The sequence below is a fragment of the Priestia veravalensis genome (assembly GCF_001457055.1).
Taxonomy (GTDB): Bacteria; Bacillota; Bacilli; order Bacillales; family Bacillaceae_H; genus Priestia; species Priestia flexa.
Window position 1 is genome coordinate 23,998 of record NZ_KQ758636.1, and the last position, 13,086, is coordinate 37,083.

General features: G+C 39.4%; 12 protein-coding genes. 4 read left to right on the plus strand and 8 right to left on the minus strand.

From position 1 onward, the window contains the following. The first annotated feature begins 55 nt into the window (after positions 1 to 55). Complete coding sequence (locus AS180_RS06550; RefSeq protein ID WP_025909256.1) at positions 56 to 1,330, plus strand: MFS transporter; 1,275 nt, start codon at positions 56 to 58, stop codon at positions 1,328 to 1,330. Between the two features lie 50 nt (positions 1,331 to 1,380). Here AS180_RS06550 and AS180_RS06555 read toward each other — a convergent pair whose 3' ends face one another. The 8 genes from AS180_RS06555 to AS180_RS06590 form a co-directional block, all read right to left on the minus strand. Next, a complete protein-coding gene (locus tag AS180_RS06555) occupies positions 1,381 to 2,421 on the minus strand; it encodes a Gfo/Idh/MocA family oxidoreductase (protein ID WP_025909257.1) in 1,041 nt (346 codons plus the stop codon). A gap of 15 nt (positions 2,422 to 2,436) precedes the next feature. Continuing rightward, entirely contained in the window at positions 2,437 to 3,441 is a 1,005-nt protein-coding gene (locus tag AS180_RS06560) for a LacI family DNA-binding transcriptional regulator (protein ID WP_025909258.1), read from the minus strand. A 144-nt stretch (positions 3,442 to 3,585) separates the two neighbouring features. Next, the gene (locus AS180_RS06565; protein ID WP_025909259.1) at positions 3,586 to 4,539 is read right to left on the minus strand and encodes a sugar ABC transporter substrate-binding protein; all 954 of its coding nucleotides are present in this window, start codon (positions 4,537 to 4,539) and stop codon (positions 3,586 to 3,588) included. Positions 4,540 to 4,590: 51 nt separating this feature from the next. Beyond that, positions 4,591 to 5,586 (minus strand): ABC transporter permease, encoded by a 996-nt coding sequence (locus tag AS180_RS06570; protein ID WP_061785308.1) that lies wholly within the window; start codon positions 5,584 to 5,586, stop codon positions 4,591 to 4,593. Between the two features lie 5 nt (positions 5,587 to 5,591). Next, positions 5,592 to 7,100, minus strand: a complete 1,509-nt coding sequence (locus tag AS180_RS06575) for a sugar ABC transporter ATP-binding protein (RefSeq protein WP_035320431.1) — start codon at positions 7,098 to 7,100, stop codon at positions 5,592 to 5,594. Between the two features lie 215 nt (positions 7,101 to 7,315). Continuing rightward, a complete protein-coding gene (locus AS180_RS06580; protein ID WP_139109161.1) occupies positions 7,316 to 7,639 on the minus strand; it encodes a hypothetical protein in 324 nt (107 codons plus the stop codon). Between the two features lie 97 nt (positions 7,640 to 7,736). After that, a complete protein-coding gene (locus tag AS180_RS06585; protein WP_025909263.1) occupies positions 7,737 to 8,507 on the minus strand; it encodes an EAL domain-containing protein in 771 nt (256 codons plus the stop codon). A gap of 173 nt (positions 8,508 to 8,680) precedes the next feature. After that, entirely contained in the window at positions 8,681 to 9,862 is a 1,182-nt protein-coding gene (locus AS180_RS06590; protein WP_062686575.1) for an amidase, read from the minus strand. Between the two features lie 192 nt (positions 9,863 to 10,054). On the opposite strand from AS180_RS06590, the gene AS180_RS06595 reads away from it, so the two are divergent. The 3 genes from AS180_RS06595 to AS180_RS06605 all read left to right on the plus strand — a co-directional run bounded on the left by AS180_RS06595 (position 10,055) and on the right by AS180_RS06605 (position 12,814). Beyond that, on the plus strand, positions 10,055 to 10,765 hold the full coding sequence (locus AS180_RS06595) for a M50 family metallopeptidase (protein ID WP_062686576.1): 711 nt from the start codon (positions 10,055 to 10,057) through the stop codon (positions 10,763 to 10,765). Positions 10,766 to 11,556: 791 nt separating this feature from the next. Next, positions 11,557 to 12,567 carry a L,D-transpeptidase family protein gene (locus AS180_RS06600; protein ID WP_062686577.1) on the plus strand — a complete coding sequence of 337 codons (1,011 nt, stop codon included), beginning with the start codon at positions 11,557 to 11,559 and terminating at the stop codon, positions 12,565 to 12,567. Between the two features lie 49 nt (positions 12,568 to 12,616). Beyond that, positions 12,617 to 12,814, plus strand: coding sequence for a peptidoglycan-binding domain-containing protein (locus tag AS180_RS06605; protein ID WP_062686578.1), 198 nt, complete (start codon positions 12,617 to 12,619; stop codon positions 12,812 to 12,814). Positions 12,815 to 13,086 lie beyond the last annotated feature (272 nt).

The window sequence follows — 13,086 nt, forward strand, 5'->3', positions numbered from 1 at the left end:
TGAATGAAGTTAAGCGCTTTCCTTTTAAAAACTTTGAAAGTGGTGGATGGGACAAATGAATATGCTTGGAACGAAGAACTCATGGATCGACAAGATTGGCATTCCTTCTAATCTATTTTGGGGGTACATAGGTATCGTTGTATTTATGATTGGGGATGGCCTTGAGCACGGTTGGCTATCACCTTACCTAGTAGAACGTGGTTTATCAATGGAACAAGCTGGTTTTTTATTCTCGCTTTACGGTATTACCGTTGCCATTAGCGCATGGTTTTCTGGTGTTCTTGTTCAAATGTGGGGGCCGAGAAAGACAATGGTTATTGGCGTTATTTCATTTATTATCGGTTCTATTGTTTTTATTGGCATAGCTATTCCAAGCTTGAATTATCCTTTAATTCTCTTATCTTATGGACTTCGCGGATTAGGCTATCCACTTTTTGCTTATTCATTTTTAGTTTGGGTTTCTTACAATACCCCTCAGCAATCATTAGCTAGAGCTGTTGGCTGGTTTTGGTTTGTCTTTGAGCTTGGTCTTAGCGTTATCGGCGCTTTATACTCCAGCGTAATGGTAAGCCGAATTGGGGAAATTGCGACGCTATGGACTGCTTTAGTGTTCGTAGCAATTGGTGCTATTTTATCTATCGTCATTAACAAGGATCGATTTAACGGCAAAATTGTAAGCGATAACAAATCTAAAGAGCTGCTAAAAGGTTTAACTATCATGGCTGAGAAGCCGAAAGTAGCCATCGGTGGCGTAGTAAAAATTATTAATTCCGCTGCAAAATTTGGCTTCGTAGTCTTTTTACCAACTTATATGGTTGGCTTTAACTTTACCATTACAGAATGGCTCCAAATATGGGGCACCTTATTTTTTGTGAACATTGTGTTTAACCTCATCTTTGGTGTTGTTGGCGATAAATTCGGCTGGGTTAACACCGTGACGTGGTTCGGCGGTGTTGGATGCGGACTAGCTACGTTGGCGCTTTACTATACGCCCCAGATTTTTGGCCATAATTACTGGGCACTGATGCTAGTTGCTTGCTTCTATGGAGCTACTTTAGCTGGGTACGTGCCGTTAACTGCTCTTGTCCCATCTCTTGCTCCTGATAATAAAGGAGCTGCAATGTCCGTTTTAAATCTTGGATCTGGTCTTGCAGCATTTGTTGGTCCAGCTATTGTCGCACTATTTATCGGTCCTGTCGGTGTCGGTGGCTTAATGTGGATCTTTGCTATCCTTTATTTTGTAGGCGCTTTCTTAACGAGATTTTTAGCGTTACCTGAGCAAACCACGAGTTATCAATCCACAGACCAACAGCAAAAACTGTCTGTTTAACTGAATAAAATATGCAGAGAACGCCTCACACGATGTGAGGCGTCTTATTGTTACTTTGTACTAGAGTAAGCTTTAACGTGAACCAGCTCACCCGTTTCAAATGATTCTTTACAAGCATATCCTAATAGTGAAGCCTGCACGCCATCTTTAGCAGTGATAGCTGGCTTGCTACCAGTTTGAATACAATGAATAAATTCTTCAACCTCTGACAAATATGCCTGTGCGAATCGTTCATTAAAATTAGATACGCACTCTTTCAGAGCACCCGCGTCGTTGAAAATGGTTACTGCATTCTTTTCAGGAACAGTACCAATTCGCAGACTTCCTTTTGTACCGATAATCTCTGTTTCAATATGATATCCGTGACGGCTATTTCTCCCTGCTGCAAAAAGACCCATCGTACCATTTGAAAACTTTACAAGAGCAGCTCCTGTTTCTGCATCATTTAACTCCGTGAATGCTGGGACTGAATAGGCTCCACCGATTGCCCACACTTGCTCCGCTTCAGCTCCAAGATACCATCTGGCAAGGTCAAAATCATGCACAGCCATATCTAAGAATATGCCCCCGCTATAGTTTTTTTGAGCAAACTTTAAAAATGATTCCAAACCTTCCGTAGGATCAAATCCGTAGCAACGAACCATCACAGGTTCACCTATTGCACCTTGTTCAATTTGCTTTTTGGCATATGCATATGAATCATCATACCTTCTCATGAACCCAAGCATAAATACTTTGTCTTGGTGGCGATTAATAATTGTCTCAATCTTTTCCACCTCTTCTAGGTAAAGGCCTAATGGCTTTTCACTAAATACGTGATATCCCGCTTCTAATGCTTGCTGAATTTGATCACAGTGGAAGTTAGAAGGTGAAGCAATAAAAATGGCATCAAGCTCACTGTTCTGTAGCATTTCTTCATAGGATGTATACGTATATGGAATGTTCCACTTATCACTTAGTTCGGCTAACTGTTCCTTATTTAAACCACAAATTGCTTTTAATTCACAGTTTGGAATGCGAAAAGCTAAATTCTCAGCATGCTGAATTCCAAGCCTGCCTAACCCTACAATTCCTACCTTTACTTTGTTCACAGAACCTCTCCCCTTTTACTCCAGTATGTTTTTAACAGACCCCCGCTCGACAAGCTCAGGAGTTAGCATAACCCTTTGTTTAATCGACTCACTTCCGTTAATTGTCTTTAAGAGCTGCGCAAACGTATATTCAGCCATTTGCGTAATCGGTTGCTCAATGGTTGTTAATCCCGGATCAGCCATTTCAGCATAGATCGTATTGTCAAATCCAATAACTGATAAATCACCAGGAATAGCTAACCCCTGTTTTCGAGCCTCATTCATAACTGCTACGGCAATTAAGTCCGTACAGGCAAAGACAGCAGTAGGTTTTTTAGGACCTGATAAGAGTTCACGCGCCGCTCTTTTGGCATCTTCAATAACTGAACGACAGCTAATTACATCACCGTCTTTTAAAAAAACCTGCTCTTCGTTTAATGCTTGTGTAAACCCATTTAGACGTGCTTTACTACTGCTACGATCTTGTTCCATAATAATAGCTATTTGACGGTGCCCTTTACTTGTTAAGTGGTCCCCCGCTAAATAGCCACCTCTTACATCATCTGTGGTAACCACATGAGTAGAGACTGATGGATGATCCACAGAAAACAGAACAAGCGGTAGTTCTCTGCTTACAATTTTATTTACTAGCTTAAAATTATTTAGCTCAGTGGCAACTACAATGCCATCTACCTGCTTTTTCAACAAGAGCTCTACATATTCATTTTCACGTTCTGGCTGATTATCAGTACTGCAAAGAAACAGCGTATACCCTGCAGATCGCGCGCTATTTTCAAAAGCACGCGCTACCTCTGCAAAAAATGGGTTTGAAATATCGGGTACCAGCACGCCGATTGTATACGTTTTCTTTCCAGTTAAAGCTGCCGCTACGCTACTTGGCTGATAATCGAGCTCTTCCATCACCTTGTGAACTTTTTTTCGCGTTTTTTCACCGATACGACCTGTTTCGTTAATAACTTTTGATACAGTGGCGATAGAAACTCCAGCTTTTTTTGCTACATCATAAATTGTTGTTTTCATTCTAGCTCTTCTCCTCTTAATCTTCTCTTTTAATTATCTTATCACGAATGAGTTGTTCATATCCTTTACAAGGCGCTTTCTATATGGATTCTTAACACGCCTGATTAAGAGTTTCTATCGCACATCAAGAGCTTAATACTGCTATTATTTTGAAATACTTTGTAAGAACTCTAGCTTTTCCTGAGCATTTTCTTTTGTGATAATATCGATCCCACTATCAATACGTTTTTCAATTTTTTCACCCTTAATTGTTTTCAGCGCATTTTCTACACCTTGATATCCCATATCATATGGACTTTGTGCAATCGTACCGGCCATTTTACCAGCAATGATTGATTCAACAGCTTCAACGGTTCCATCTGTACCAATTACAGGAATATCCCCTTTACCTTCAAGAGCACGTAAAGCCCCGAGTGCCATATCATCATTTGCAGAAAATACACCTTTTACATCTTTGTTTTTTTGCATAATGTTTTCCATAACAGACATCGCTTTTGTTTTATCACTATCAGCTGGCTGTTCAGCAACAATCTTCATGCCTGCCTTTTCAAGTTCTTCTTTCGCTCCTTTAATACGAGCATCCATTGCTGAGTTCCCAAGTGCTCCCGCAATTAAAGCAACGCTATCTCCTTTTTCTAGCATAGATGCAAGAAGTTTTCCTCCTTCTTGACCAGCCGTATAGTTATCTGTTCCAATAAACGCTGTTTTTTCATCAAAATCAGCATCTGTATCAATTAATAGTACCGGTAAATCACCTTGAGTTGCTTGCTTTAAGACAGGTACAACCGTTGAAGGCTGAGATGGTGACACTACAATTGCTCCCGGCATCTGATTGATGGAATCTTCAATCATATTTACCTGTTCAATAACTTGAGATTCAGATGCTGGCCCAACAATATTTACATCCACGCCTAGATCTTTTCCCGCTTCTTTCGCTCCCGCTTCAACGTACTTCCAATATGGACTACTCAGCGTTTTTAAAACGACCGTTACGCTTTCTTCTCCTCCTCCAGACGCTTTATCACTGCTGCACCCTGCTGCAACTAGTAACCCGGCTGCCATTGTTAACATCCCTAACTTTTTTAACCCTTTTTTCATCATCATTTCCCCCTTTAGAATAGATAACCAAAAATGTAAACGCTTAATTTTTTATGAACCCTTTTTGCTTTTTCTCTGTCTAAGTACGTCCACATATACGGCTGCGATAATGACGACTCCAATAACTGCCATTTGAAAATCAGCTGAAACATTGAGTAAGTTCAGGCCATTTCTTAACACAGCAATGATCATGGCTCCAATTAGCGTTCCCCATACAGTACCTACGCCTCCAAAGAAGCTTGCACCTCCGATAATAACGGCTGCAATTGCATCTAACTCGTAAGATAAACCAGCGAGCGGGAACGCAGAATTGACGCGTCCAACCATAACAAGTCCAGCCAGCGCTGCCATAAAGCCGCTGATTGTATAAACAATAATGAGAACGCGATCTACATTAATCCCTGATAAGTGGGCTGCTTCTTTATTGCCCCCAATTGCATAAATGTATCGGCCTGTTTGTGTTCTTGTTAAAAAGATGTGAAAAATAATGTACATCACAATGACAAGTAAAAAGCTGATTGGAATTGGGCCAATAAATTCTCCACCTAAAAATTGAATCATAAAAGGAAAGCCTGCAATAGGTGCTGCAGCGGTAATGATTAACGCAATACCACGAGCAATGTTCATGGTGCCAAGCGTTGAGATAAATGGATGAGGCAAGCGAAGTTTTGTAAGTAAAATTCCGTTTAACCATCCAAAGAATATACCAACTAATAAGCAAACAAGAATACCTAGAATTGGATTGAATCCCATCGTAACAGAGACAATACCCATGACCATAATTGAAACAGCTAATATTGACCCAACAGATAAATCAATACCTGCTGTTAAAATAGGTAAAAGCATTCCCAGTGCTAATAAAGCATTGATAGAAGACTGACGAGCGATATTCATAATATTATTTACAGTAAGGAATTTGTCAGATAGCAGTGTAAGAATACCGCTTAATATAATAAGACCGATTAAGGCACCAAACTTACCTAAAAAATGCTTAAATGACTTCTTTTCGCTGGGCGCTGGCTTTTTTTGAATAATAACTTCACTCATTACGTTCAGCCTCCTGTCGCTGCTTTCATAATTATTTCTTGATTTGCTTCTTGAATTTCTAAATCAGCCGTAAATTTACCTTCATTCATTACGAGTACGCGATCACACATACCAAGAATTTCTGGTAAATCAGATGAAATCATAAGAACAATCGCACCATTCTCTACAAGCTGATTCATTAAACGATATACCTCGACTTTGGCACCTACATCAATTCCTCGAGTCGGCTCATCAAAAATGAACACCTTTGCTTGTGTACAAAGCCATTTGGCAATAACTACTTTTTGCTGATTACCACCGCTTAGCTTACGAGCATGAAGCTCAATATTATCAGGACGTACCCGCAGTTCTTTAATATAGTTGTCTGCTGTTTTCTTAATGGTGTTTAAATTGATAAGATTATTTTTTTGTTTAAACATTTTTGTATTAGCTAAGGAGATGTTAAAATCTAGAGGTTGATCCAACAGGAGGCCCTCATTCTTTCGATCTTCAGTAATGAATGCAATACCTGCATTGATGGCGTCTTTAGGTGATTTAATATGAACTTCTTTCTTATCGATATATACGCTTCCGCTTTCTTTTTGGTCAGCTCCAAAAATCGCTCTAGCTAACTCTGTTCTTCCTGCTCCAACCAATCCGGAAATACCGACAATCTCGCCGTATCTCAGGGTAAAGTTCAGCTTTTCTTTAAAGCCTTTGACATGGAAATCTTTGATGCGAAACCCTTCATCTCCAAGTACAAACGACTGCTTTGGATATTTTTCATCTAACGTTCTTCCAACCATAAGCTCAATCCACTTGTCCGTTGTTGTTGTGCGAACTGGTAGCGTATCGATTTGAAAGCCATCTCGTAAAATGGTTATTCGATCACCCATCCGCTTAATCTCATCCAACCGATGAGAGATAAAAACAATTGCAATACCTTTTTTCGTAAGGCCTTCTACTGTTGAATATAGCTGTTCAACTTCTGTAGAACTTAGGCTGGCAGTTGGCTCATCCATAATGATTAACTTCGCATCTAAGGTAAGCGCTTTAGCAATTTCCACTAATTGTTGCTGACCAATCCCTAATTCACTGAGCTGCTTATCAGCAAGATCTGGGCTTTGTCCTAACATGGTCAAGTAGCGCTTTGCTTCTTCTCTCATTTGTTTATGGTTTAAAAAAGAAGCCTTTCCACGTTGCTTTAATTCCCTTCCAAGGAAGATGTTTTCATAGACTTTCAGCTGTGGAATAACGTTGAGTTCTTGATAAATTGTTGCGATGCCAAGCTTCATAGAATCCACAGGATTATTAATCTGCACATGCTTTCCTTCCCAGTAAATCTCACCTTCATCCTTTTCATAAGCCCCTGTTAAAATTTTAATGAGAGTTGATTTTCCAGCTCCATTTTCTCCTAACAGAACATGTACTTCTCCAGCTTTAACATTTAAATCAATGCCCTTTAAAACATGGTTGTTGGAAAAACTCTTTTTAATCCCTTTCATTATAAGCAACGCTTGATTGTCACCTATCATGTAAAGACCCCTTTCATCTCCTAAGTAAAGAAAGCGCTTTCCTAATTGATTTGAATTATAAATAGTTTTGTAGAGATTGGCAACAACTTTTTTCAGAAAATTTTATCTTTTTATAATTATAGGCATGCTCTCTCCTAATCAAATCTATATTCTAAGATATTAATTATTTTTTCACATACTATCCAAGGAGTTATGTATTAAAACATTCCTCATGCTTATCTATCGAAAACAAAAAGGCTATTCATTGTATAAAATAATAGTTTGTGAAAGAAAAGATATAAAAAAGCCACATGAAATTTTTTCATGTGGCTTTTCCAGATTGACGAGAACCTTACAGGTTTCTCGTCAATCTGCTCTTTTTTATATTGAGGTATTCTCTTAATTACATCGACAATTGTTTTTGCAATGGTCATAACCGTAAATAGTCTCGTGTCATTCTCCACTTCCATTTCTTTTTGGCTGCTTCCTGCTTTTACTGTCCAAGCTGTTGTTGCAGATTCTTTCTTTTCCACTTCCGTTCGCTTGAAAAAACTGCCCATCTCCCTCGCCTCACTTTTGTAAGTCCTCTTTCTATTTATTATAGCAAGGTTTTGTCCCTTCAACAGCTACCAAGCCACTTAATAAAGCTCATATTCCTCAACGAATACCCCCAAAGCTCAACGATTCCCTAAGCTGGTGGTTCTTTAAAAATGTATCGATTGCTGCAGGACGATCTAGTAAATAGCCTTGTACTACCTTAATATCTAGCGCAAGTGCAATAGCCAAATCCTTTTCACACTCAATTCCTTCTAAAATGAGCGTGGTGTTTCCTTTATTATATTGTGATAAGCATTTCACCATTTCTTGCTTTTCTTTTGAATCAGCTAAACCCCTTGAAAAATAGCGATCTAGCTTAATAATGTCTGGCCGATGCTCCACAACGTGCTGAAGACTCCCCATCCCTGTTCCTACATCGTCTATAGCGATTTGAAACCCACATTGACGCAAATAGTTCAGCCCTTCTTTAAACAGTGGAGATGACCAGACACTGTGCTCAAATGGACTTTCATTTAGTTCGAATACCACGCGCTTGAAGATGCTTGGATACATAACTAATAAGTGCTGAATAAAAAAGTGAAACTGTTTATCTATTAAAGTAGATGGAAAAATATTCACAAACAGCTTTTCACCTTGTAAAATTTCAAATGGAAAACAATCAATGGCTCCTTCAATCGCCATCATGTCAAGCTGAGTCAGCTTTTTTTCTTCGTGCGCCTGTAAAAATACATCCATAATGGGTGCATGAGAATAATGTAATCTTAACAGTGCTTCAAACCCTACTTTACTCCATCTATTCACACTATAAATTGGTTGATAAACAAACGTAAATTGTTCTTTGTCAAATTGTTTTGAAAAATAATCTTCCATATTGCCCCCTCAGTTCTCTGCATAATTATTGCGTTTCGTACATTTTCTATCCTATATGTTAGTTAACTGTTTAATTAGCTATTATCTTATAAATCGGCAAAGCACTTGATTATTTTAACACAAAAAAACACCCATTTTTTGGTAATGAGCGTTTTTTTTATCATTTTTATATTTTACTCTTTCAAGGAGACTCTTTCTTTACTTCCCATCCATGCTTGCACCCATTTCACTAATTGCTGATCTTGATTTCTTCCTGCAATAACGGATAAACCAACAGGGAGTTGATTAACATAACCAGCTGGAATCGTAAGCTGTGGTAACCCGGCTAAACCAGCTAAGCACGTCATCTGCAGCGTATACAACCTTCGATTTTGAAGTTCTGGACCAACGGCATTCTTCAGAGGAGCTACTCCAGGAGCTGTTGGTAGCACTAAGATTGTTTGACCATCTAAAAGATGAGTAAGCTCTTTAGTAATCGTGTCACGAATTTGTTTAGCATCTGACATATCTTCTTCTTTTAATGTGCTGGCCCATTCAAAACGTTCGGCTACATCAGGACCAAATGTCGGGTTATATCGTTTAATCCATTCTCCGTGAGCACGCCAAATTTCAATTCCCTGCAGCGTGCGAAATGCTTCCATACATTCACTTAGCTTGTAAGAAAGCTGTAAATTCTTGTAGCTAACAGCGTGATCTTCTAATAGAATTTCTACTTTCTTACAAGCTTCCTCATCCGTTAGTTCAAACAAATTGTTTACTCCAACGACGTTCTCAAAAGAAGGTGCTGTAGCTTGAAACGCAAACAACACGGATGCAACATCAACCATCGTGTTTATATCTTTTGCCATAAACCCTACCGTATCAAAACTGGGTGCTAACGGTATTAATCCTTTAACCGATAAGCTACCGTGCGTCGGTCTAAATCCATAAACCCCGCAATAGCTAGCTGGAATTCGTATCGATCCCCCTGTGTCCGTTCCAATTGCAAAATCGACGAGCCCAGCAGCTACTGCCACCGCTGAGCCGCTTGATGAACCTCCTGGAATTCGGTTGTGATTAATTGGATGAAGTGGCGTTCCATAATGAAAGTTTTCACCATTTAATCCATACATTAGCTCATCTGTATGCGTTACGCCCGTCAGCTTAGCACCTGAAGCTAACAAACTTTTAACAGCTTCAGCATGATCACTCGCTTGTTCATGGGTATGTAGCCAGTAAGGGTTTCCCGCACTAGCCGTATGTCCTTTTACATCAAATACATCTTTTAAAGCAAATGTTTTTCCACTTAACACTCCGTGATTCGTTGGCTCTGCGATTATTTCTTTATTAAGAAATGCATTCCATTTATCGTTCATCCTCACCGCTCCCTTTTCACTTATGTCTCTTTTAAGCGTAATAACTAGAAGGATGATTGGTCAACGAATGTGTAATAACTTCTGACAAATGTTAAAACACTGTAAGGATAACGATTAAAAATTGCTCTTTCTGTTTTAAACAAGGTAAAGTAATAGTAGCTTTTGATTTTATACGCAAAGGAATAGAATACTATGTCACAACACACCATTTTGTATGCGTTTATCGTTCTTGCCGTTATTTTAACAAGAGGCATTCCGTTAGCAGGCCGGCAAATGCACGGCCTTAACCAAGGTCTCACACACATAGGGCGCTATTTTTCTAATTTAAATACGCTTTTGCACGAGGATGGTCATGCCCTTATGGGGCTGATTTTCGGAAAAGGTGTAAAGCGAATCGAGCTATACACAAACACAGAAGGAGTAGCCATTACGTCGACCTATGCTGGTGCTCGCGGCTGGCTTCCTCGCGTTATTATTGCACTAGCCGGTTATCCTTTTAGTTCGGCCATGACGTATTTATTCTTTTATCTGCTTATACAACATCGCTACGACTTACTGTTTTATGGATTAGGGGGCATTTTATTATTCAATCTTCTTTTCTTAGTAAGAAATCGCTACGGAGTACTTTGGCTTGCGTCCATCCTTGTTATTTTAGGAGGGATTTACTACCTAAATTCCCCCGCTCTCGTTATGTATAGTATGATGTTTGTTGGAGCCATTTTGTTGGTTGAGTCTGTTTTATCAGCAGCTGTTATTTTTGTATTAAGCGTCAAGCAACCTTATCATGCCGGTGATGCAACCAGCTTAAAAGAGCTTACGATGATTTCAAGTCGCATTTGGGGACTTTTGTTTTTCGCTCAAGCTTTATACATCGCTTATTTAAGTATTACACTACTACACTAGAAAGGCTGGGGCATAAGTAATTCGGCTCATGATAAACCTGAACAATTGAGAGTTCCTCACTTTTAATGGTTCAGGTTTTTTGCTGATTGCGAAAACGATTTCATAAACAGAGTAGAATGGAGCGTAGGACACTCGACTCCTGCGGGAAAGAGAGGGAAAACTGAGATCCCACAGCGAGGAAGCTCAGGTTCCTCTCCGCGGAAAGAGAGTGGCCGTAGCGCAATGAAACGTGTTCTGACAACGTAAAGAAGTGAAAAAAGGGATTGTTCGTCGTTTTGAAAATTTGTTTTGTTATGTCGCACCCTCTTTTAACATTGATAAAAAGAAAAAAAAGCACCTTCCTCTTTTCTTTTTAGACTTTCTGTCAACTTCCCCTGTCGAACGCTTATCAAAAACCGATGTTAAAAATCTAGTTATTTTGACATACCCTCAAGAGAAAGGTGTCGAAAATAGGGGGTTCATACAGAGAATTAGAGATAGATACTTCCTCCTATTTTGTATATATCTGGTATAATAATAGTTATTAAAAACTATTATAGTTTAGAGTTTTTTATGAAGGGACGTGATTACTTACACAAATACCTTAGTCCACTCTACTCCTAGAAATGGAGTGAACGTGATTTGTAAACATTCTCACCCTATACTCCTCACTTTATACACTTACGTTCATTCTCGCACTATTTTTACGCAACATATCACCTAGATATCGAAAAAAGCAAGCGCTATCTTTTTTTGAATTACTTTTAATTCAAAACGTGTAAACGGCCAAAAAATAAAAGGGGGATGGTCCGTTGGCAAAGCAAAGCACAAAGGTAAGTGTCTTATTTTTAGCGGTAATTTTAGTAGTGGGAACTCTCTTCTTCAGCGTAAATAAAACAGAAGCTGCAGGCGGTACAACTCATTTCATCGTCATCAACAAAGCAAACAATCAATTAGCTTATTACAAGAACAACAAGCTCGTTCGTACGTTTTCAGTTGCAACTGGACGAACGAATTCACTTACACCAGAAGGTAAGTTCCGCATTGTTAATAAGATTGTAAATCGTCCTTATTATACGGGCAAAATACCGGGAGGAGATCCACGAAATCCATTAGGAAATCGCTGGTTGGGAATTAACGCTCGTGGTACAAATGGTACAACGTATGCTATTCACGGTAACAACAATCCTAGTTCCATCGGAAAGTACATAAGCAGCGGATGCGTTCGTATGTACGATAACGAAGTGGAATGGTTATTCAGTCAAGTAACAGTGGGAACTCCAGTCGTCATTACGAATTCATCAAAATCATTTGACGCAATTGCGGCAGCTAATGGATACAAAGTATCTGGCAGCAGTCAGCCTTCCCAGCCGGCTGTTAGCGGTCTTAAAAAAGGAAGCCGTGGCAATGAAGTGCGCACGCTTCAGCAAAAGCTCACTTCTCTTGGTTATGATACAAAAGGCGTGGATGGAATCTTTGGAAACAATACAGACACGGCTTTAAGAAGATTCCAAAAAGATCGCGGCTTATCTGTTAACGGCGTGGTTGACTCAGCTACCCAAAAAGCGCTAAACGGAGCAAAACCAGGCGTCAAACCACCAGCAACAAGCACTGGTTTAAAGAAAGGAAGCCGTGGTAACGAAGTGCGTGCTCTTCAACAAAAGCTTACCTCTCTTGGCTTTAGCACAAAAGGAATTGACGGCGTATTTGGAAATAATACGGATGCTGCTTTGCGTCAGTTTCAAAAAGCTCGCGGACTATCTGTCACTGGAGTCGTTGATGCTGCTACGCAAAAAGCGTTAAACGGAACAACAGCTAGCTAGCAAGCCTTCTTCACCCAGCAAAGGCCCTAGTTTAACGTCAGGGCCAATTTTGAAGCTTGGTAGCAAAGGAGATGCAGTTAAAGCACTTCAACAAAAGCTTACTTCTCTTGGCTTTAACACTCAAGGTGTGGATGGTATGTTTGGTTCTAATACCAGCGCTGCTGTTCGAAAGTTTCAAAGCGCAAACGGCTTAGCTGCTGATGGAATTGTTGGTCCAAACACATATAAACCTCTTTCTTCTAAATAATACGATTAATCAAAGCAGAGTCTTTAAAGGCTCTGCTTTTTCGTGTTCTCTATGTATAAACCTTTACTGTAACTAGCATAATACAAGTGAATATGGAAGTTTACAAGTGCTACTCATTCCACATAACGAAGGTGTTGTTTATCGCCTGCAAAGTCTTGACATACTCTTTTTTCAATTGTGACAAAAGACACCTAGATTCACGAAACAAGTCGAAACTGTTTATGGTTAAGTCTTTTTTTCTAAAGCTTTATTTTCACAATTTCTTCAAATGT

Bases quoted from the DNA above. Each gene is read 5' to 3' on its own strand.
- AS180_RS06565 (WP_025909259.1), bottom strand. From the start codon at position 4,539: ATGAAAAAAGGGTTAAAAAAGTTAGGGATGTTAACAATGGCAGCCGGG.
- AS180_RS06585 (WP_025909263.1), bottom strand. From the start codon at position 8,507: ATGGAAGATTATTTTTCAAAACAATTTGACAAAGAACAATTTACGTTT.
- AS180_RS06550 (WP_025909256.1), top strand. From the start codon at position 56: ATGAATATGCTTGGAACGAAGAACTCATGGATCGACAAGATTGGCATT.
- AS180_RS06560 (WP_025909258.1), bottom strand. From the start codon at position 3,441: ATGAAAACAACAATTTATGATGTAGCAAAAAAAGCTGGAGTTTCTATC.
- AS180_RS06575 (WP_035320431.1), bottom strand. From the start codon at position 7,100: ATGATAGGTGACAATCAAGCGTTGCTTATAATGAAAGGGATTAAAAAG.
- AS180_RS06595 (WP_062686576.1), top strand. From the start codon at position 10,055: ATGTCACAACACACCATTTTGTATGCGTTTATCGTTCTTGCCGTTATT.
- AS180_RS06590 (WP_062686575.1), bottom strand. From the start codon at position 9,862: ATGAACGATAAATGGAATGCATTTCTTAATAAAGAAATAATCGCAGAG.
- AS180_RS06580 (WP_139109161.1), bottom strand. From the start codon at position 7,639: ATGGGCAGTTTTTTCAAGCGAACGGAAGTGGAAAAGAAAGAATCTGCA.
- AS180_RS06570 (WP_061785308.1), bottom strand. From the start codon at position 5,586: ATGAGTGAAGTTATTATTCAAAAAAAGCCAGCGCCCAGCGAAAAGAAG.